Source organism: Bacillus sp. HMSC036E02, from assembly GCF_001836235.1.
Classification (GTDB): Bacteria; Bacillota; Bacilli; order Bacillales; family Bacillaceae_G; genus Bacillus_A; species Bacillus_A cereus.
The window spans coordinates 16,395-39,514 of the sequence record NZ_KV827807.1; the positions used below are offsets into that span (position 1 = coordinate 16,395).

A 23,120-nucleotide genomic window follows, 5' to 3' on the forward strand; every position below is an offset into this window, starting at 1 on the left:
ATCACTATTTACTGCACATGTATTTTCATTAATAACAAGCTTCTCTAATTTTATTCTCTCTTCTTCGGTAACAAAATAACAATTGTTGTCTTGCATTTCTTTTTTTACACTATTATAGATTTCTTTATCTACAATGATTGCTTGTTCAGAAGCACAAATCATACCATTATCAAATGTTTTTGATAAAATTAAATCATTTACAGCTCGTTTTACATGTGCTGATTTCTCTAAATAACAAGGTACATTCCCAGGTCCTACTCCTAAGGCCGGTTTCCCTGTAGAATATGCTGATTTCACCATTCCAGCACCCCCGGTTGCAAGAACAAGTGCAACCCCCTCATGGTTCATTAATCTTTTTGTTGCCTCAACAGAAGGTTTTTCGATCCATTGAATGCAATTCTCTGGTGCCCCTGCCTTAATTGCAGCATCTCTTAAAATTTTAGCCGCTGCAACAGAGCAACGCTGAGCAGATGGATGAAAAGCGAAAATAATTGGATTTCTTGTTTTCATTGCAATAATTGCTTTAAACATAGTAGTTGAAGTGGGATTTGTTACTGGTGTCACACCAGCAACTACACCTACTGGTTCGGCAATTTCAATGACTTCTTCATGTGGATCTTCATGAATAATTCCTACAGTCTTATCTTTTTTTATGCTATGCCAAATATATTCAGTTGCAAATATATTTTTTGTACATTTATCCTCATACACACCTCTACCAGTTTCCTCTACCGCCATTTTTGCTAATGGCATATGTTGGTCTAATCCAGATAGTGCCATTTCATGAACAATATGATCTACTTGCTCTTGCGTATAAGATTCTAGTGCTTTTAGTGCTTCTTTTCCATTTTCAACTAAAGTATTAACAACTTCTTGTACATCATTTTCATCTTTAATTACTACGTTGACCATTGCTTGTACTTCTTTTTCATCTGTCTTGTTTGTCATATTAAAGCCTCCAGATCACTATAAAAATAGATTTAAAATGTTGGAACTTATTGTTTTCATCTTGCCTATTAAGTAAAAGCTCAAATCATGTGAAGTATTTCACAAATAATAATATGAAATTTTCAACTACTCCTACTATACATGAAATGACTATTTTTTATTGTGTACTTTTTGTGAAGTATTTCACAAATATTTATAATAATTCTAATCAATAATTACTTATTTACACCATCAATATATACAATTACATTCTCAGTTGTATTATTTCTCAATTCAATGTACACCTCAGCATTAAAATACAATATTTGTTGATGCCTTAATATCTCAATTTCATTATCAATTATAACCATTGTTTCACCGAAAACTGCATACATACATATATCCTTGTTCAAATATTTTGGTATGACAACATTACCTGACGGATTAATGAAAAAAAATGATGGAAATGTATTTTCAGTTTTATTAATAATTGTTTTGAATACATCATCATTTAATCCCATAGGTGTTACATTTTTTAGTTGCATAAATATCACTCCTATTCATGTATAAAAAATTTAATAAAGTATAATAAATTTATACTCTATTTTTACAAACTTATAGCTAGGATCTTGACTTTGCCTATAAGTTTATAACTATTAATTTCCTAAAGCAACAGTAATTCATCTCCGTGTAAAGAACTATTAATTTGTTATAGTACGTAAATTTCTTTGTTGTGGTAACTATACCTAAAATGATATTTAACACTTATATGTAATTTAGTTATTATTATTTAATGTGTATAGTAGTTAAAAATTTTTATTAATAAATTTTAAAAACATTAGTATATATAATATAAATAGTTTTTTATTTAAAAATATATTGTTTGTCCCCATCCTATCTGAAATATTCCCCCTTTTCTTAAAATCTTATATAAATATATATCTTATATATATTAAAAATATAAAGATAAAACTTATATAGGTTCATAAAATATAGAATAAAGCTTGCTATGACAATGTTTTTAACATGCCCTACTGTAAAAAATCATAAATGGTATGTAATGGGAGTGTAAAAATAGACTTTGTTATACCATCCTTTCTACATAAAATCATAAAATAATACCACTATTCCTACATAAAAAATGAAGAAAAATAATTCACTGATAAGTATATTTATTCACCCGTAAATAAGAAGATATTCTCGATAGTTTTCCCCAATTTGTAGTTATTTGTACACAATCTATACACAATGATCATAATTTAATCCACTTAATTCAGTTATTCATATTTAATCACATAAAAATTGATGAATTTTAGTAGATTTACTTATAGAACCCTTATATAGCAACAATGGTATGATATTTTTATTCACAAATGATACTTTTTATAAACATATCCACTAAAAATTTAATTTTTCTTATGATTTTATGTAGAGTAAAATCTCTATTTATATAGGTATTGAATACCTTTTCAAGTTACTATTGTGGAAATTAAGAATGATGAATAACTTTTATTGTATAAAAGTGCATAAAAAAAGACTCTATTTTCAATAGAATCTTTTAGAAAAGTATATAAATGTATCTAATAGAAAGACTTTGAATGATAGAGCCAACACGAATAGCCCTCTACTTTGATTTTTTTTCAAATATAGAGAGCTGAAAATGATTACATTTCTTCCATTACTTTTAATACCTGTTCAGTTGATGTTACTTGAATTCCAGTACGTATCAGCTGTTCCAAGGCACGTATAAAGGTAATTAAATTTATGCTACCAGGTACTTCAATTACCCTTAGCTTTTCTTTTGGTAATTTATCTATCTTTTCAATGAACAATTCACGTACATCGCTAGGAATAAAGCGTTCCTTATGTCCTTTTATTTTTAGAAGTTCACGCATTTCTATTTCTAAAGCCATATAAGCATTTAGATTTGCACCTTGTTCATAAGCGTATTTTCTAAATAATGTTTCTTCTTGATATCTTAGATAATTACGATGGTAAGATTCCTCTGTAACAGGTACGGCAAATTTGTTCTTTAATAACTCAAATGTTTTACGGAACAGCTTCTTGATGCTTCGGCGAGAGTATATAGAGAAATGCAATCCGAAATCAAATATAGCTTGTTCTTTTTGTTTTGCTGGTACGTGTTGTGTAATAAGAGGATAAATCCCTTCTTTAGCTGCGGTATCAAGAATATGATACTGTGATGTTTGATTCAGTAATTTTTTCAGTGTATATACTAACTTACTTGGATATTTTTCAGTGCGATCAATCATGTCACGCAAACTATGTATTACACTACGGATTTGTCGATGACAGGTATTTTTAAGTACATGAATAAATTTATTCATGTCTCGTGTAAATTCCCCAATATGCATTTCTTGTAGTGTGGATTCAATAAATCGGGCTTTACGGGCATATGTAACCTTTGGAGTAAAAGGATCACGATACTGTAGTTCGCCTGATTCTTTTCCACATAAGAAGTCTGGATGAATAGATAAAAATAAAGTCGTGTATTTTTTCTTGTTTTGAACCCCTTTTTGTAGTTTACAGATTTTGAATAGTGGAGTTCCTGTACAAGGCAATACAGTCGTTAGTTCTTTCATAACTGCACGAATTTGATGTGGATACTTCTTATGTAGAAAGCGGTACATCCCACCAAAGTGAGTCTTATTACCTCTTTCATCCTGTTTGTCTAAAGAACGTTTTAATGTAGTTTCTCTATGCTGTTGCATAGCAATATCTAAGAATAGCTTCTTAGATGCTATTGAAAGTTCAAAGAAAGCCTTTGTAAAGACTACAGGACTAATGTAAACATAAGGATTTGCTTTTTCTGTTTCTTCATTCATAAAATGAGTTATTTTAATTGTGTATCGACTATCTAATTCATTTTCAATCGTAATAATGTTATGTAGGCTTAATTTTCTTAATGCAATATAGAATTGAGAATGCTGTATACATGCCAATTCTTCTTTGTATTGTTTATAGTCTTCCCAAAGCATATGTACTGTTACGTTTGGAATAATACCATTCGTATAGCATTTTTTATGTAGATAAAGGAATACTTCAAGATCTGCATTTGTAATACCGTACAATTTATGTTTTCTTCCCATTGTCTTTGAAATAGTATGACGTGAAAAAGATGGCTTTGCCTGTGCAACAAATCCATCGATATCCGCAATACGTTCTTCATACGACATTTGATTAATAATATCTTCAAGGTATGTATCTTTATAGCTATAGTATTTTCCTTCCAATGCATCAACAAGTGCTTGCCAAGATTTTAATGTAACGATAACCGCATTAGTAGATTGTCCATTCAGACTACGTTGATTACGAATAACAAATGATTTGCTCATCTTTTTCACCTCCTATACAAATTAAAATATACATATCCGTACAATATAAAATATACCGATTTTAATTATAGCAAATCAAAATTCGATGAAAGGGGTCCCTTTAAGAGCAAACATGAAAAAATGAAATGTACGTTAATCCCTTTCATATCAAGGGGTTTCGGGTTTTGTTCTATTTTTTTTATGGACATGATATCACTATGGATTTTCATGTTCCGAATAAACAAGAAAATGAGTTATAAACTGCTAATAAACGTTGTTCTAATGGGATTGGAAGCTTATTTTCATAAAAACATAAGGGACATGATAGGGCTGTGAATTTTCATATTTCTATTTATTACAATTCACATGAAAATCGTTAATAAACATTGATGTTAAAGGGATTTATATGAAATTTGTTATCTATAAAAGGGACGCGATACCGCTAGGATTGATTCATCTTTTCAGATAGAAAGGGACATGATACCGCTATAAATTTTCATGTTCTATAATTCCCTGAAATTTGAGGAGATGTTGTATAAATGCATGGTATATAAGGGATTTAAGAAGATTTATTAAACACGAAAGGGACATGATACCGCTATAAATTTTCTTGTTTCATACCTTGAATATAGAAGAAACCCTTTTGTATCAAGGGTAGAAAAGATTATGAAAAAAAATATATAGTTTAATTTCATGAAACATGTAAGACTGGATTTTTTCATGTTTTAGTCAAAAGGGACATGATACCGCTATAAATTTTCACTTTGTATGTAAACTTTAATGAGTATTACCATATATACAAGGGCAATTTTAAAACATGAATAACCTAGCTTTTTCATGTTTAATCAAAAGGGACATGATATCGCAAAAAAATTTCATGTTTCAGCTAATTCCTTGAAAAATATTAGGTTTCTTATAACGTCTTGCCTTTTCCAAATGGATACAGTCTTGTATAATCAGTAAAAGAAGTGGTTATAAGCATACGTGCTAGATTATCACTAAGGGATGGTTGGCTAGAACTTACTGTATTCTTTTTTATTTTCATGAATAGGAACATCATAAGGCTATATAGATTTAAGTTTAAATCATTCTCAATTGTAAATTAAATAAGGAGAAGGATATATATGGATAATGTTCTACAATTGTTTAAAGATGCATTAGTAATATCAGCACCTATCTATAAACATAATGAACAATTGTGGTATAAATGGAATGCTTATTACTTAGAAGTTAAAGAAGATACTAGTAGGATCGTAACTTCGGACTATTTTTCCCCATCATTTTCAATGCTTGTACAGTGGCTTGAACAGCAACAAAAAAAGGGAATCTCCTCTTTGGAAATATTCACCAACATAGAAGCTTACCAAATTGAAATTGATGTGGCGATAGGATTATTTGTGGAGCAAGAGTTTTCAAGAGCAAACAATGAAACCGTGCAGGAACCAAAGGAATCTAATACAAGTTTAGAGCACGAGAATTACTATGAAGTGAATAATTCTGCGGTTTATTATAAATTAAGAGATGGCATAGCAAAGAATCAATTTGAAGAAGATGAAAATACAAAGTTGAAATCTTATCCAATTGAAACGAAAGATAGTAGTGGAGTTGCACAACTTTCTTCACATAAAGATGAAGATTTAAGATTAATAAATATTGAAGAAGCTGCTCGTTGGAATACATTGGTTGATGGTGTAATGAGTAATATGGATGATTTAACTGCTGACTGTTTAGATGCAATTACTATTCAGTGGTTAAAAGAGGCAAAGTCTCCTGATGAATTCATAGATTTTTCATATAATCAGGTATTAGAAATGTGTAGCATACCTAAAGCAAAGGCTAATAACACAGAATATTATCGAGCAGAAGATAAAATAAAGGTTGCCAAACGTATTGCTGCCTTAGCAAGTATTTTTATCTATTTAAATGATGATAATGAGGTAGTTGTATTAAATGATCGAGCTGAAGCAGGTAAACATTATGAAGTAAAGCGAGAAGTTATTAAGAGGCTTTTTGTATTAGATTCTGTGGTACTCTGGAGAGATACTAACACTAACGAATATATGGGGATAGAATCTTGCAGGATTAAGCCAGGGAGCTTCTTATCAAGTTATTTATATGGTTCTAGTAGTACAACGGCACTATTATCAAAAAAAGCGTTAGAATATAATAGTTATAGACATAAATATCATAAGAGATTGATTCGTTATTTAACTTGGCAATGGAGAATTCGTCAAATGTTTTCTAGTTTAAAAAGGCCTTACTCTATAGGAGGAGATAAGGGATTACTGGCTGTCATGGGTATAAATCAAAATCAAAAGCCAAATCGTATCCGTGAACAGTTAGAAAATGTTCTTATTGATTTAGAGAAGGAAAAGGTAATATCACATTGGGAGTACAGTGAAGATTTAAAAGATGAAATGTTAACAAAGAAGAATTGGTTTAAGAACTATTATGCTCAGTTAGGTATAATAATTTTACCGCCGAAAGAATTAATGAATTCAATAGAAAAAATAGCGAAGAAAAAAACAGTAGAGATCATACAAGAAGAGTCTCCAGTGAAAATAGAAAATAACACTTTAGATGTTGATGATTATGAAAATTCAATTAGAGAAAAAATATCATTCTTCCATGTGAATAAAAATATTACAATGCGAGAACTTTCAAAAGAAATAGGTATATCACAACCTACCCTTTCTAGGTTTTATAATAAGAAAACAAAACGCCTTTCAGGCACGGCTAAAGATAAATTAAATCAGTGGTATAAAAGACAAATTATTATCGATAAGATGTAGAAAAAGCTTAACTCCATGATAAAAAAGAGTCCCTAAAATAGGGACTCTTTTTTATCATGGAGTAATAACGCTAGCTACCAAATAAATTGGCCGTATCCAGATCTTCATATTCATCTTTTAGTACTGCTTTTTCAGTTGTTGATTCATTTTCTATATGTGTATCTTTAGAAGTAGAATTCTTTTCATTAGATGAGATTATTCTATTTGAATCAGCTACCTCTTCTTCAATTGCTTGGCTTTCTTTTTGAATAGTAAGGTTTGAATTATTTAAAAGTATACGCTTAACATCATTTAAAAAGTCTTTATCTTGAAGTAAAATTTCTTTTTGCATTTGTTGCTGTATCTTATAATCAGCCACGTCTTGTAAACCGTGTTTATCAATAAAATAGCAAACAAGTTTATACAAAGAATCGGCTATATTGCTTTGTGACTCGAACCATTTAAAGAATTCTTCATTCTCAATCTTCTTGAGGTTCCAGAAGAAGGATTCTCTTTTTTTGTCGGACATACTATTTCACCTTTTTTCGAGAAAGAATTTTCTTGATAATTTGCATCCCCTTAGCATTCATATCTACAGCGTATTTCTCTGGAATCCACAATAAGTACATTCCAACTCGCTCACAATACTCTAATAATTGATTATATAATTCATCTTTAAAAGTAATACTTCCCCCACCATACACACATAAAACTTCAGCTTCACTGGCTGTATTGTTTACATATTTTTCATCTGTATCTTCTAGGATTAGTTCAGCTTGTTCCACTTTTGTAATATTAAAGTGGGTTGTTGCCTCTTCATGGTATTTATGATCTATATCTTGAAGAATTTGAGAGAATTGTTGGCGTTTAATGTTTGTGCCACGTTCTTGATTTAATAATTTTACAGCTTCTTCTGTAGCATGACCGACACCACGTCTTTCACCGCTACAAGCATCAATTACGGGGTTCACGCCAACTGTATAGATATACTCAGTTGTTCCATCCCCAATATCAGAATGTAGAATCTTTTTGTTTTTAAAGAAAGAGCCGTCAATTTTTTTGATTTCAAGTTTTTTTGCATATAGTTTAGTGAAATCAGTAAACATCTCCTCTTCCCCTTCAAGAATTGCAAATAACGGAGGAACACCCTCTTGTGTAATGTTTGCACTATTAAATGTTAAGCTAACCGTTACCTGCTCTTCTCCTACATAAACCACTACAACATGATTTGAATTAGTAAAACGCTGTTCTAAATGTTTAGCGTTTACGGGTGTCCATTGGCTTGCTGGGATAGCTGAAATAAGGTCGACAGTCACATTGATTGATTGTGGTAGTTCTTCTGTGCGTTCCCATTCAAGTTGAACTGATTTGTTTGCAATTAATCCTAGCATATTAATTAGAGGCAAATCATCATTGTATTTTTGACCGACTTTAATGTTCATGTTTTTAGGATTTTTCCCTGTTAACATCGCTCGATTACCAATGAAATACATTCCGGATCTTCGAATTGATTTACTAGCAATATTCACGAACATATTATCTACTAAATTAACTACGTTTTTTTGGATGTTTGTCTCTGTAACATTAGGCATTGAGTAAACACTTTGATATACATTTTTCATTTTTATGTATTCACCATTGATGTAACCTTTAAATGAATCGTTCCCAATATCACCTTCTATGTCTATATGAAGAGTTTTGCCTTTTAAACTTGCCATTATACATCACCTCTATGAAATTTATTTCTAATTTATATCTAATAAATATATTATAACCTATAAAACCTTTAACAACAAGGGTTTTATAAGGTTTATGAATAAAAAATATACTTAAAATATAAAATAGATATAAAATAAATATAAAATAGATAATAAATCGAGATGTGTTGGGTTGTTTCGGGAGATTTCTGATCTTTTGTATTTTTTAGATATGTATTAGATATCTTTTGGATATCTATAAAATATAAAAGGCGTTATTGGTGGGAGGAATACGTTTGTCGAAGATGCCTTTTAAAATATCATGTTGTTTCTATGGTTTACGGATAGACTATTGATGATATATTTTGGGAATCCAAGGGATATCTAGTGGAATGAGGTATACATTTTAATCAGGAGGAAGAAAATTAGAAAGCAAATAAGATTAATTACGAATATGACTTATACATACTTGAATAGTTAAAATGGTTAGCCGAATAAACGTTATAAAGGTGTTATTTCAGTGTTTGATATTATGTGAACGCTAGGCGTTATTAATGCGTTAAACCCCTCTATATCAATGATTTCAATGCTTTTTATAAACCAATAGCTGATAAAAGAAATAAGATTGGAAGATTAGATGTTTTTTGGTGTAGTAACGCATTGAAAGACGGTTTTAAACTGAGATCTTTACTATATAAGTTTGTTTTTGGCTATTTTGATGATAACTATAACTAAAAGACTAAAAAAGTAGTATGCAAATTAACCCTCTACATATCAAGTTACAATATGTATTTTGTTGTATATGTTCTATTTGTATCTGCAGCACTCCTTTAAAAGAATAGAGAATCTATGAAATTTGATTTGAATATAAAAATTGAACAGGATTAATTACAGATTCATATATATTTGCTAAACAAACGTTATTATGGTGTTTATCTGGCGAACTTAGCAGATGAACACTAGGCGTTTTTAAAGCGTTAAACATTGTAATAGCAACATTTAAAGGTGGTTTTAAAGAGAAAATGGTTTACGTAATGATAAAACCTATAAATTTATTTTTCGAGCTCAATAATAAAAAAGTAGTTTATATAGGCTGTAAAGAATTTCAATTGAAGTATTTCTATATAAAAAATCACATAGATATTAAAGTAGTCTCTACATACATACTTAAATCATAGTGGCAATATAAAGCTATGTTGAAAAGGTGTTTTTTAGGAGGTTCATTGGTAACATACTTTGAAAAATAAAACTACTTTCTGAAGCAACTAATATAATATGATTTGGGATTGGATATATATCTAGGGTGTTAATCGGTTTACATACTTTTACTGTTTATAGTAGGAATGTAGTAAGTGATCCTCCGTGAACGCATAGCGTTCACAGAGGATCACAGGAATGCTGGCTTAAAGTTTAAAAGTAAGATATTTAAATAGATAATGAATAACCTTCAGTGCTCTTGTTTTATTTTTGAAATTAACTCTAAATTTTTGTGGTAAGACATCAAATTTTTTAACCAAAATTATATATTTAAGTTTCTTAAGTTACATTAAATACAATAGTTTTATTATATGAACGTTTTAGAAGTGTTATTTAGGCGTTGTTATTTTGTAATGGGGCCTACTTGAATCAATTTTTAGTTGCATATTTACATATTAATTAATTCGATGTTTTTGATGGATAGAGCAGAAGCTTCGGTAAAGAGATAATATGAGTGTAATTTAAAAGAATCTTCTTTTTTATATAAGGAGATTCAAGATAGAAATCTTAGTCCGGAGAGAAGTACGATGGATATAAGCATATGTTTTTTGAAATGAATTACTCTAGTCCAAACAAAATAAAATTCTACAAAAGAAACAAACGAACGGAAATATGGTTATAATAGATGATCAAACAAAAATATCTATAATCTATAGTGGAACGCTGTTTGTAAAGCCTATAAATTAGTACGACTGTTAGATGATACATAAAAGAATTAATGAAAATTGGTACTTCTGTTGAGAATGATGTGGGATTAGGAATTAAAGAAGTCTTTTTATTTATAAAAAAGCTAAATTTGTTCCAACAGTAGAAACTAGCTAATAAAAACAAAACGTATTCTTTTCAGAAGAACGAATGATACTTTGAACTGGCATATGTAGTCTAAAGAAGGCAATAATTTTTTGATGTATCTTAGATGTAATTTCAATAACGTTGGAGTCGAAGGCAAAATGTAATGAGGAGAAAGTTATAGTTATATCTAATCGCATGCTTTAGGCATTTATTTTAGAGGTTTTACGAATGAATTTTTCATTATTATGGCATATTCTATAATAGATATATTAATCAAGGATTAACTAAAAAAATAAATCAATTCATTTCTAGCTTTACAATATAATTATAAAAAAATAGAAAAATTTTATAATGGGATTTATGAGTGTAACGAAAGTTACTATCACACATTGAGGGTTTCATGAACGTTATAAAAACGGTCATGAAACCCTCAGAAAATATTTTTAACACTACTAACAATTTTTTGTATAGGATGTATTTAATATGAGAATACTATTTATGTGAAACTGTGACCTCTTAACAATATTGCGATCTATTTAATATATGAGATTACTGTTTTATCCTGTTTTTCATAATTTCGTCAAGCATGGGACGATAGTTTACAATTGCAATGAGTTTTCTGCAACCAACATCCTATCTTAAGAATTCATAAAAAGCAATATCTACAATTATATGATAACAAGCCAAGCATTTTGGCTTACGTCAATTGGCATACACCTACCACGTTCACATTTTTGAGGAAATAGTTCTTTGTCAGAGATTGATAAAATTTATGCAATAATTTTGAGAGTGCTACTTTTAAGCAACTATGCTTTTAAATGATGTTACCAAATCGAAGATGTTATAAATTTAAATTATTAATCCTAACTATAATCTATAAAGGTTAAGTGAATATTTTAAGGTATCGGGATTCTTGGAGAATCTAAACGTTATCAAAGTGTTATTTTAGTGTTTATTTTCACGTGAACGCTATCCGTTATTTTACCGACTAATCCCTTAACTACAACGTTAGGAGTTATTTAAAGAGTGTTACACCTAACAGATGTATGAATAAATAAAATAAGGATTCATATGATGTTTTGTTCCATTTGAATGATAAAAATAAAATATATCTATACATAAATTAGTATTCTATATATTATTTAATTCTTATAATATATTTTATAATTAATACTAAATATTATAAAAACAATTTCAACTAAATGAAGTAAAAATATATCGTATTAAATTCTTTAAACAGGGATCAACTTGCAAGAAGCAAAGCATAATCTTCCAAGGGCGTATTTCAAGAAATCCACTAATTTTAGCTGTGTTATAGATGTTCATGAGAGTTTCATTCTTATAACACACATTATGATAAAGGTATTAACACAAGTTTAAATCATAAGAAGGAAGTATTTTATTTATAAAGTATATGAATTACGAGAATAGCCACCTAACAAATAAGAAATGGAGTGTCTTTTTATTTAATAATCTTGCATCTCCAAACATCCTTACAGGCTGTTTGAGGCGCAAGATGTTTAATACTGTAGGAATAAAAAAATGAACGCTTACGAAACGTTAATTTAACGATTCGTAAAACGTGAACGCATAGCGTTCACAAGGAATTCGGCACATTAATATTATACGTTTAGATATATTTATATCTAAACGTATAATATGGCTTTAGGATAGATATGTCTTATTTAACAGTGTTGATAACGCGTATAAATTAGTAATAATGAACGCTGCGATGGTATGGTGCTTTTTTATCATTACAAATCTTAAGATGTATCCTAAGTTAATGTTAAGCTTAATATAACAAATACAATCTGATAAATTTATTAAAGTAGGCTGGAGATATATGAAGTATCTTTGGAATCCATAAGGCAGGACAAAGGGATAAGTAGTTGTGATTATGCTAAAATCTTTTTAACTTAAGTGTTATTGAGTGTTTTTTATGTGAACACTACCCGTTTTTTTTGCGTTTATCTCTTTAATATCAATATCCTGAGTTGTTTAAAGGATACAATATATGCTAAAGCAATATATAAAATCTGATAGGGTGTATCAATTAATAGTCCATAATAAAGCTGGATGTTTCTATGTTGTACTAATTAATGAACGTTATAATAACGACCTTGACTATGCGATATATGTCATAAAGTAGTTGCTAAATTAAAAATAGTTGATGTTAGTAGACTATGTTCGAAGTATGATTACGGAAATATAGACATTAATTGGCGTGTTCTTCCTGTGGTACATATCTTATTAGCAAAGTTTTAAATTATAAGAGCGATAAGAATCGTCTAAAAGGCCTAGGAGCTATGTGATAGCGGCCTAACAAATTAAAGAATGGAAAATTTTCTTTGTTTAGTGTTTTGAACTTGAAACGATCTGTAAGGATATTAGATGGCAAGTATTTTAATACAATAAAAAAACGCTATGAGCGCTTACAAAACGTTAATTTAACGTTTTGTAAATAATGAACGCTATGCGTTCATTAGAGATTCAGTGCATAAATATAGTAGTTTTCCTTTAAGGACGACATAATGTAACTTTAGAAGTAAAAGATATGGCCTTTAATAATAGCGTTTATAACGCATAGGATTTAATAATAATGAATGCTGTGATTGATGAAATTTATATGAAAAAATTTAGTCTGGCAAAATGAATTAAAGAAGACTAGAAAAAACATGGAGTTTCCTATACAGGTTTATTATGTGGTTAAGAAATTAGAGGATTTGTCAATTTTACCTAAAAATTGACAAAGTAAACACTTAACTAATTTTAGGAAATAGGATTAACATGTTTTTATTAGCGATATAAAGAGTTTTTTGAATCCATAAGAAAGGTCCAATAAGATATGTTAAGAAAAATATATTGGACAACTGAGTACCTAGTATCCTTGAGGTAATGGATACCTAAGTACAGAAGCCAAACGGTTTCTAATTCAGTAGGCTATCCCGATAGTTCTTATGTTTAGCTTCATTTCTAAGATTGAGCGCTGTGTTACGATCTCTATCATGACGTGTGCCACAATAAGGATAATCCTACTCACGAATGTTTAGATTTTTAGCATCTATGTTTTTATAGTTGCAATTGGAACATAATTGACTAGAAGCAAATGTTTTAGATATTACAACTAATTGTTCACTACACCACTTTACTTTATATTTCAACATTGTTTGAAATTGTGACCAAGACATGTCACTAATCGCTTTTACAAGCTTTCTATTTTTGAGCATACCACTGAATTATAAGTATTCTTTACCAATGACATGATGCTTTTTGATGATTTTAGTAGAAAGTTTATGTAATTAATCAACCCTTATAATAGCATCATGTATCACAGGCTATTTATTCTAGTTAGGATTAGTAACACAAGTTGTAAAAAACTACACTCTTCGAAATTTAACAAGAAAAAACGTATCATAGAATTTTTTTTTACAAAACTACATATTCGTGTTGTAAGGATGAGCAAAAAAAAAACGGTAGCTACCGCTTTTTTTGCTCAATTAGATATATTTGATAAAAAACGTATATCTGATTTAATTTAAATTAAATAAACGTTGAATGAACGTTTTTTTGGTGTTATCTTGCTGTTCTTGCTGTTCTTGGCGATCTTCATTTAATAGTTCAATTGCTTTATCCAGTTTTTCTTGTAATAACTGAATCTGTAGATCTTTGTCTTCTTTTTCTGAGCGTTCCTGTAATAACAATTTAATGATATCTTGGTTTTGTTGTACAATTTTATCTTGTTGCTCAAGCATGTGAGAAAATTTTTCTTGAATCATCAAAATATCAGTTTCTGAACGTTTTCTGAGCGTTACTTGAACTTCATTTTCCTCATGAACGCTATCCGTTTTCTGAGCGTTCTCTTCAGTATTTTCCATGCTTTCCATACTTCTTGTTGCAGCTTCTTCTAGTTTCCAGTTTTGATTTAAGTATTCTTTCATTTGCTTTAAGATATCTATATCATTCTCATAGTAAATTCGTTGATTACGCTCATTTCTTTCAAATATATATTCCATTTTTTCTAGTTCAATTGACCATCTGCGAAGTGTATTGGTGTTTATATCTAGTTGTTTTGCTACTTCTTGTGCAAAATATCCATATTCCAAACTTCACACCTCCATTATTTGTATGTTAGATATTGATTCGTTCTTGAAAAGATCTTTCCTTTAAGAGTAGAAATTTTTATAGGCAGCCATCTAATCATTTGTACTCATATCAGTTTGTTTGTATACATACTTATATATTAAGTCAGTCTATACATCTAGCGTTAATATTTTTTCAATAATGAACGCTATTCGTTCTAATAGCGTTCATTGTTGGAAGTGAACAAGTATTTATACAACATTAATGTACATAGGAAACTATTTTAAAACTAACTATTAATATTAGAAGTTTGTTGCTGATATAAGAATTTTACTAGATATTTGCAATAGAATCAAAGCTTTCATTAATAGAATTAGCAATTAAGTACGGTTTTTATAGTACATATGCCTAAAAAGCTTTATTTATATGTGAACGCTATGCGTTAAAGTAGCGTTTTATTGTTGTATGAAAGCATGTATAGGTATTGTTTGAATTTTTAAAAGATGCTGATATTATTTGTTGGGTTTTGAATCTCGAACAGGGTTATTTTTATAAGTAAAAAGTAATGAGGATATTGGGAGATGAAATATATTAATTAAATATTAAATAATCATAGCTAAAAAAACTTAATTTGAGGTTTCATTTGTATTAGTATGGACCAGATTTCTGAATAATATACATTATAAATTTGATATGAAATGTAGATGTGTATAGGAAGATGAAAAGGGGGGCAATAAATCTAGACGTTTATTAATTTTACTAGTAATTAGGGTGAAGGATTTCAAGAGTCGTTAAAAGTAATAGAACAGATGCTAGAACAAAATGTAGATTGTACTATAGTTGAAGAGGGGGACGAAGACGCTTGTATAATGAAATCAGTTGTTAAGACAATTCGTGAAATAAGTTATTATACCTTTTAAAGAGTGAAATCAATGAGTACGAAGATTTTAAAGAACATAGGTAATTTAGAAAAAGTTAATTCAATATTATTGAACAATTTTGATGAATAACAAAAGACCAGTGTAGTTATATAACCAATAGAATCATATTTTAATTGATTGTTTAAAATATGAATTATGCCAAATTATATAAAAAGTTAGGGAATCTTTTAGAAAATATGCTAAGCCTCCCTAAAAAGTTACAAATAGATGCAAAGTACTATATTTAATAAATCTTGTTTTAGAAATTAAAATAAATAAAAACATTAGAATTAATATTTGGGCCATAATGGTTATTGTATCAAGGTATTGGAGATTTTTACTTAGTAAATTTCTAAGTAAATAGTTTAGTAAATAATAATTGAATATACTGTATTCATAAGGTTTAAATTTTATAGTTGAATTAAAAAGAAAAAACTATAGTACATAGAAAATATATATGATTTATGAGTTGTTTAATTGAAGACCAACAAGGTTATAAAGAATTATAGGAAGACATTACAAATAGCCTTGCTGTATATGTTTTTTTTCAGCAAGGCTATTTGTAATTGGATTTTTTTGATTTTAATCGTGTTCTTCTAGAAAATTATAGAAAACAAATGTATGACTATTAGTTGTATCTGAGAGTGAGCTTGTATTTTGTGCATTACGTTTTCTATGTTCTTGCTTCTGTTTAGATTTTTGATTAAACATTTTTATGAAATGTGCAGGATTACTGTTTTCAGCTTTATTAAACTGGAACCATTGCACACATTCTTCAAAATCCCATCTTGTGTAGCGATCAATATCCGGTGGCAATCTTAAAGCAATTGTATACGCATCATTTTCAGATAGGTATGTTAGCTCTTGACTCAAAATGTAGTAATACGCTCTTTTCTGATCTTCACTCAAATAATCATTTAATTCTTGTAATCTATTATTTTTTCCTTGTTTCTCATGATTGACAGCAGTTTTTGATTGCTCTTCAATGCCGATAAACTCTAAGGAAGGTGAAGTTTTAAAATTGTTTTTTTGCATAAATTCAAGATCTGTTACATCAGACTTTTTACTAATTTTGTTCTTTAAAAATCTAGTAAAAGTAGCACAAACATCAATTGCTACAGCCCATTTTATCTTGAAATATTCAACAATTTTTAAATAGTTATTATGTATTGCTAAGATGTAAACAGAGGGAGCGATCTTTCCATGCCGTCTTACCTTTATTTGTTGGCATACTCCTAAATCTTGCAGCCAATTAAAAATGTAATTAATAATAGGTTTTGAAATTCCAGATTTTTTGCTGATGTGTTCTTGTCTAACTTGACTATAGCCTTCTTGTACTAAATAAGATAAAACAGTCTCTAAAGCTTCGTATTTCCTTTTGGTAAGATAATCTTTTGTGGTAGCACCTTCACACTCTAGAACAATACTATCAATATAAGAAGTTATTTTCTTGATTTCTTGATTGATAGATCCAGGAGTTTTAGATAAGTGATGAATGTGGGGACTTAGTTCCGCTTTTGCTCGACTAAGCAAAAAGTTTCGCAACAACACTGAAAAAACCTCCTATTTTTCCCACCGCAAATAAAAAGGAAAAACAGCGGTTTTATATTCACAAAAAGAATTTAAATTTGATCACTTACCCATTATTTTAGAGCCGGAATATAAAGAGAAATCGGATAGTCTAGAACAAATTCAAATATTAGTTAAGTTGTTAAATCGTCCCGATGTGGATCATGTAGTCAACTCTTGTGATGCAGATAGAGAGGGTGAGCTTATCTATCGTGAATTATATGAATATGCAGGTGTGAACAAGCGAGAATCCCGTCTTTTTATCTCTTCTTATGAAGCCGCAGAATTAGAAGGAGCATTAAACCGATTAGAATCAGGAACAGACTATGATGGGCTTGCACAATCGGCTAAAGCAAGGCAATACCTGGATTATATTCTAGGGATTAATGTTACAAGAGGCTGTACATCCAAACTAGCAAGAAACCAATTCTTATTGGCTTCTGGTCGTGTTCAAATGTGTATCTTGAATGAAATCCGTGAAAGGGAAATCGCTATTCAAAATTATAAAGAACAAACCTATTACAATTTAAAGCTACTAACGGAAAACGGTTTATCACCAGTAATGAAAACAGAAGATAAACTGATAGATCCATCGCCACTACAAAAGCTTGGAGATAGCTTGAAAGAAACGAATGTAATTGTAACGGAATTTAAAGAAAGCAATAGAAAAAAGAAACCAAAATTATTATATAACTTAACGGATATCTACAAAGATGCTCACGCCAAACTGAAGATAAATGCGGAAACAGCAAAAAAGCATATTCAGAGTTTGTATGAAGAAGGCTTTATCACATATCCTCGTTCTTCATCCAGGCATTTACCCACTGAGCAAGTAGAACGAGTGAAAGAAGTAATGACAGCATTAGAAAAAAGCGCCTATGCATATCTTGTACAACAAGTATCTCCATCTTCTATTACGAAAAAACATTCTACTTTTAATGATGAATTAGTCAGTAGTCACTTTGCCATCATCCCAACAACAAAATTATATGTCGGGACCAACCGAGAACCATTAGAAAAACAGTTATATGACTTAATTGTAAAACGATTTATCGGAAATTTTATGAAACCAGCAATCTACTTGGTAAGAGAAGTACATTTTATAGATCAAGAGGGCAACACATACAGTACAAAAGAAAAGATCTTACAAGAGAAAGGGTTCCTAAGTGTGTTTCAAGAGGATATAGAAGAGGGATCAGTTGAAGCATTCCAGATACCTATTTTACAAGAAGGAGATTCTTTCAGAATCGTTCAGTATGACTTGATTGAGTCTCGAACGAAGAAACCAGCCTTTCATACGGAAAGTTCCATTTTAACCTTTATGGAGACGGCAGGGCGTAAATTAGATGATGAACATTTGAAAGAACTTATGAAAGGAAAACGGATTGGGACAGTCGCAACAGAAGAAACATTTATTCCGAAACTGTTAGATCGTAGCTATATTGATGTCACCAATAATCAAATTCGAACGACACCTATTGGTCGTGCTTTTATAGATGCTTTTCCGGTAGATGCAATTAAAAATCCAGCTTATACGGCTGAAATGGAAGGGATGATTTACATGATTGAAAAAAATGAAATGAATTATGAAGAATTTGTGGAAAAAACAAATACGTTTGTAAAAGATACGGTGGAACAATTAGGCGCAATGAATGATAAGGTGTCGGATAGCATTATTAATACTTGGAATCAAAAAATTGAAGTGTGTAAATGCCCTTGTAGAAAAGGAAAAATCCTTCATAAAGGTAGTTTCTATGGGTGCAGTAATTATCCGGAATGTGAAATCTCCTTACCGAAAAAAATTAAAGAAAAAGCGATTCCGGAAGCGCAAGCGAAAAAGCTGTTCGAGGATAAGAAAACAGATCTTTTAAATGGATTTAAGTCCAATGAGAAGGAGTTTGCAGCTTATTTAGTGTTACATGAAGGGAAAGTTAAATTTCAGTTCCCAACACAAGAGGAGCTGTCATTTGGTAAATGTCCAAAATGTAAAAAAGGGGATATGCTTCATCTTAAAACTTTTTATGGATGCACGGAGCATAAAAACGGATGTGATTTTATGTTACCAGCCAAAATGAAAGGGAAAGCAATTCCTGGTAATCAGATGAAAAAGCTACTTCAGTATAAAACAACGGATTTTATAAATGGCTTTCAAGGAGAAAAGGGAGAATTTACAGCAGCTATCTATATGGAAGCGGACGGAAGTTTGAAATTCCGCTTTCCAACGACAGAAGATCGTACCATTGGTAAATGTCCATTGTGTAAGAGTAGGGTTCTTGTAGGGAAAAGTAACTACTTATGTGAGAAATACAAAAAAGACTGTGACTTCATTATTTTTGGTACATTCTCTGGTAAAAATTTAAGTAGTAACCATGTGAAAAAGTTATTAGAGAAGAATGTAACGGATCAGATCAAAGGGTTTATATCAAACAAAAACGGGAAAAAATTTGACGCTCGTTTATCCTACAGCGTACAGGAGAAGCGATTAAAATTCTTATTCGGCAAATAAAAATGAAATGTATCAACTATAAGTGTAACAAAATAAAAAAGTTCTTTACTATATAGGAAAAATAACGCAAAAGCACACATAACAAACCTATTATCATTCATATTATGTGAGGCTAAGTAGAAAATTACTTATAGGGAGAGTATCTCAAAACATGCGTCATAAATACACTAATTTCTTACATATAAATGGTATAAGGCTTGTCTTATAAAATTAGTTTTTGTAAGAAAGGAGATATATCTTGAAGAAAGTATTGTTATTTGGCGATCCAGGTATTGATGATTCTTTAGCTATCATATATGGTCTACTAAATCCTAAGATTGAAATTGTTGGAATTGTTACGAGTTATGGCAATGTTACCAAAGAACAAACAACTCGAAACGCCTTGTATCTTTTGCAATTGGCTGGAAGACAAGATATCCCTGTTATAAGTGGTGCAACTTTACCATTTTTCAATGGACTTACTACTTATTATCCAGAAATTCATGGTGCAGAAGGACTTGGTCCTATTCGGCCTCCTGAAAGTGTAACAACTACTCCTGTTCATGATTTTAGCTTAATCCCTAAAATTATTGAAAGGTACAAGGGAGAGTTAACAATTATTGATGTAGGAAGATCTACTTCGCTTGCAATGGTATTAAATATTTGGAAAGAACTAATGCAAAGTATAAAGGAAATATATATCATGTCCGGAGTGTTCCTACAACCAGGAAATGTTACAACTGTAGCGGAAGCCAATGCGTATGGTGATCCTGTTTCTACACAGTTTGTAATTAATCAGTCGAAAAATTTAACGATGATTCCTTTAAATGTAACAAATTCGGCTGTATTGCTCCCGAACGAAGTGAATTATATTGTGGAACATACAAATAGTCCATTCAAATCATTAATAAAACCAATCTATGATTATTATTACAGTGCCTATAAAAAATTGAATAAAAGTATTAAAGGGGCTCCTTTACATGATGTAGTTGCAATGAGTGCAATAGCTAATCCTAGTTTTGTTCAATATATGTATCGTAAAGTAGAAGTTGATTTAAAATCTTTCAGAGGACAAACGATTGCTGATTTCCGTCCAGGTGCAGAAGCTACAGGGGTTCGCATTGGATTAAAATTAAATCAAAAAAACTTTATTAATGATTTTATAGAGACAATGGTTGGGAATCACAGATATTAAATAGAACAATTCATTTCCCTATATAGTAAAACCCTATGAAAAGTTAAATTTCAAGCCGAAGATAATTATATAGTAAGAAATAAAAAATATATCCTTATTCAAAAATGTGGTGATTAAGCGTCTTGTTAGTAAGGATTTTTTTATAAAGACAGCAATTAAAAATTGAATATATCAACTATAAGTAGCAAAAGAGGACTAGGAAACGGAATAGTCCTCTTTTTTATTTCATTTTATAGAGTAAAGGGGGGGATTCCGTAATGGCACGTGTCAGTACGGAGGATGCGATGAAAGCAAGAAAAGTAGACTTGATTTCATATCTGGAAGCAAAAGGAGAAACGTTTAAAAAAGAAGGAAACTATTACCGTCATACGGAGCATGACAGTCTCATCATCAAAGGGAATCAGTACGCTTGGAATAGTCGAGGGGAAAAAGGATATGGAGCGATTAGCTTTGCGATGATGTACTATGACATGACATTCCCACAAGCTGTGATGGACATTCAGAAAGGGGACTACAAAGAGTTTGATCGTTCAAAAGCTGAAGAGGAGCGCAAAAAAGAGCAGCAGCCTTTTCGTTATCCAACACACTTAGAGGTGCCGAAACAAACAGAAATCAAGCAATACTTAATTGATGAAAGAAAAATTGATCCTCGTTTAGTGAACTGGCTGATTAAAAAAGATCTCATCGCCCAGGATAAGAAAAATAATGTGGTGTTTAAATGGAGAGAAGAAGGAGGCAAAGGGTCAGTCATTGGTATGAACCGTCAAGGTACAGTAAAAATGGAGAATAAAAGAGGAAGCTTTAAGCAAATTGTCCCGAATTATGAAAAAATCAATGCCGGTTTTACGGTTGATGTAGGTAAACCGGATAAGATTTATTTTTATGAAGATCCGATTGATATGTTATCTCATTGGAGTATCAAGAAAAATAAGATACAAAACGCTCGCCTGGTTTCTATGCATGGATTGAAGTCAAAAACAGTGATTCAATCATTAATGGATGCGAAAAAAGAAGGGCACGATATTAAAGAGGTCATTATGGCAGTTGATAATGATAAGGCTGGGAAAGACTTCATTCAGACAATGAAATGCTTTGTAGATCTTAAAGAGGATATTCCGACGAATGAAAAGGATTGGAACGATGTCCGAAAGAAACAAGTGAGTGAGCAACAGGCAAAAGAAACAGCCCAACCAAAGAAAATGAAACCAATTAAAGAGGTGGAGCGAAGTGTCTAATCTACCAGAAATGCCAAACATATTACAAATTTTGATGTATGGTTTTATCCTTTATGTTCTTTTCCGTATTTGTAAATTCATGTACAGGAAGATCCAGGAGCGAAGAATATTAAAGCGAATGGCTAAGTCTGGTATTCGTTATATAGACAAAATGGACGGACATCAATTCGAAGTATACCTAAAAGCTCTCTTTCGAGAGTTGGGTTATTCCCCAACAGTTACAAAACAGTCAAATGATTTCGGAGCGGATCTGGTATTGAAGGGAAAAAAACGTATAGTAATCCAGGCAAAACGCTACGGGATGAAAAATAGAGTTGGCATTAGTGCCGTACAAGAGATATATGCAGCACAAGCCTATTACAAAGCAAATGAGGGCTGGGTTGTAACGAACAGTGTGTATACAAGACAGGCGAAAGAATTAGCGGAAGCTTGCAATGTAAAACTAATAGATCGTGTAGAACTTCAGAAATTGATTAATAAAATCAATCCCGAATATTCGGCTGAAGATGTGTATCAAGGGGTAACACCTGCAGCACGGAAATGTCCAACATGTAAACATGATTTAGTCGTTCGTAAATCAAATAAAACAGGAAATAAGTTTTTTGGCTGTTCACAATATCCGACATGTACACATACAGAACCAATTAATACATGAGCTGTGATGAAAATCCGGCTCTTTTTTCATTTGTTTAAAGAAAACATGAAAAAAATCCGTTCAACTAAAAAACGACCCTTCAGATTTGGTTATATGGGGGCTTAAATTTAGTCGTTAATGAATAAGTCGTATTCGCTATAAAAACGCATGTAAAGGGAGAGAGGAGATTTATATGCGTTTTTAGGTTTTTTAGGAAAAATAA

11 protein-coding genes and 2 pseudogenes are annotated in these 23,120 nt (G+C 30.7%); 5 read left to right on the forward strand and 8 right to left on the reverse strand.

Translation table 11 applies throughout. The features are described from left to right. From HMPREF2590_RS03545 to HMPREF2590_RS03555, 3 genes are all read right to left on the reverse strand, one after another. Positions 1-912 (reverse strand): aldehyde dehydrogenase family protein (locus tag HMPREF2590_RS03545; RefSeq protein ID WP_141763524.1); only part of this gene is annotated, 912 nt, incomplete at its 3' end. 251 nt (positions 913-1,163) lie between these two features. Continuing rightward, positions 1,164-1,472, reverse strand: a complete 309-nt coding sequence (locus HMPREF2590_RS03550; RefSeq protein WP_001176239.1) for a hypothetical protein — start codon at positions 1,470-1,472, stop codon at positions 1,164-1,166. Positions 1,473-2,591: 1,119 nt separating this feature from the next. Continuing rightward, the gene (locus HMPREF2590_RS03555) at positions 2,592-4,283 is read right to left on the reverse strand and encodes a hypothetical protein (protein ID WP_070861322.1); all 1,692 of its coding nucleotides are present in this window, start codon (positions 4,281-4,283) and stop codon (positions 2,592-2,594) included. Between the two features lie 1,103 nt (positions 4,284-5,386). On the opposite strand from HMPREF2590_RS03555, the gene HMPREF2590_RS03560 reads away from it, so the two are divergent. After that, entirely contained in the window at positions 5,387-7,054 is a 1,668-nt protein-coding gene (locus tag HMPREF2590_RS03560; RefSeq protein ID WP_050822669.1) for a helix-turn-helix domain-containing protein, read from the forward strand. Positions 7,055-7,124: 70 nt separating this feature from the next. Here HMPREF2590_RS03560 and HMPREF2590_RS03565 read toward each other — a convergent pair whose 3' ends face one another. The 5 genes and pseudogenes from HMPREF2590_RS03565 to HMPREF2590_RS03580 form a co-directional block, all read right to left on the reverse strand. Beyond that, the gene (locus tag HMPREF2590_RS03565) at positions 7,125-7,562 is read right to left on the reverse strand and encodes a hypothetical protein (RefSeq protein ID WP_001280892.1); all 438 of its coding nucleotides are present in this window, start codon (positions 7,560-7,562) and stop codon (positions 7,125-7,127) included. A gap of 1 nt (position 7,563) precedes the next feature. Then, positions 7,564-8,751 carry a ParM/StbA family protein gene (locus tag HMPREF2590_RS03570; RefSeq protein WP_000157615.1) on the reverse strand — a complete coding sequence of 396 codons (1,188 nt, stop codon included), beginning with the start codon at positions 8,749-8,751 and terminating at the stop codon, positions 7,564-7,566. Between the two features lie 4,955 nt (positions 8,752-13,706). Then, a pseudogene (locus tag HMPREF2590_RS29840) lies at positions 13,707-14,078 on the reverse strand (RNA-guided endonuclease TnpB family protein); the annotation flags it as partial. A 231-nt stretch (positions 14,079-14,309) separates the two neighbouring features. Beyond that, positions 14,310-14,882: a MerR family transcriptional regulator gene (locus tag HMPREF2590_RS03575; protein WP_050822673.1), complete on the reverse strand. Its 573-nt coding sequence runs from the start codon at positions 14,880-14,882 to the stop codon at positions 14,310-14,312. Positions 14,883-16,361: 1,479 nt separating this feature from the next. Further along, positions 16,362-17,330 (reverse strand): hypothetical protein, encoded by a 969-nt coding sequence (locus tag HMPREF2590_RS03580; protein ID WP_050822675.1) that lies wholly within the window; start codon positions 17,328-17,330, stop codon positions 16,362-16,364. A 64-nt stretch (positions 17,331-17,394) separates the two neighbouring features. Here HMPREF2590_RS03580 and HMPREF2590_RS03585 point away from each other — a divergent pair. From HMPREF2590_RS03585 to HMPREF2590_RS03600, 4 genes and pseudogenes are all read left to right on the forward strand, one after another. Further along, positions 17,395-19,854, forward strand: a pseudogene (locus HMPREF2590_RS03585) (type IA DNA topoisomerase); the annotation flags it as partial. A 238-nt stretch (positions 19,855-20,092) separates the two neighbouring features. Continuing rightward, complete coding sequence (locus HMPREF2590_RS03590) at positions 20,093-21,028, forward strand: nucleoside hydrolase (RefSeq protein ID WP_050822677.1); 936 nt, start codon at positions 20,093-20,095, stop codon at positions 21,026-21,028. A 257-nt stretch (positions 21,029-21,285) separates the two neighbouring features. Next, the gene (locus tag HMPREF2590_RS03595; RefSeq protein WP_050822679.1) at positions 21,286-22,263 is read left to right on the forward strand and encodes a DUF3991 and TOPRIM domain-containing protein; all 978 of its coding nucleotides are present in this window, start codon (positions 21,286-21,288) and stop codon (positions 22,261-22,263) included. Continuing rightward, positions 22,256-22,918, forward strand: coding sequence for a restriction endonuclease (locus tag HMPREF2590_RS03600; protein WP_050822681.1), 663 nt, complete (start codon positions 22,256-22,258; stop codon positions 22,916-22,918). Before HMPREF2590_RS03595 ends, HMPREF2590_RS03600 begins: the two co-directional genes overlap by 8 nt. The last annotated feature ends 202 nt before the right edge of the window (positions 22,919-23,120 follow it).

What these genes read in the sequence shown, in the direction of transcription:
- HMPREF2590_RS03570 (WP_000157615.1), bottom strand. Translation starts at nt 8,751, where the DNA reads ATGGCAAGTTTAAAAGGCAAAACTCTTCATATAGACATAGAAGGTGAT.
- HMPREF2590_RS03595 (WP_050822679.1), top strand. Translation starts at nt 21,286, where the DNA reads ATGGCACGTGTCAGTACGGAGGATGCGATGAAAGCAAGAAAAGTAGAC.
- HMPREF2590_RS03555 (WP_070861322.1), bottom strand. Translation starts at nt 4,283, where the DNA reads ATGAGCAAATCATTTGTTATTCGTAATCAACGTAGTCTGAATGGACAA.
- HMPREF2590_RS03560 (WP_050822669.1), top strand. Translation starts at nt 5,387, where the DNA reads ATGGATAATGTTCTACAATTGTTTAAAGATGCATTAGTAATATCAGCA.
- HMPREF2590_RS03565 (WP_001280892.1), bottom strand. Translation starts at nt 7,562, where the DNA reads ATGTCCGACAAAAAAAGAGAATCCTTCTTCTGGAACCTCAAGAAGATT.
- HMPREF2590_RS03550 (WP_001176239.1), bottom strand. Translation starts at nt 1,472, where the DNA reads ATGCAACTAAAAAATGTAACACCTATGGGATTAAATGATGATGTATTC.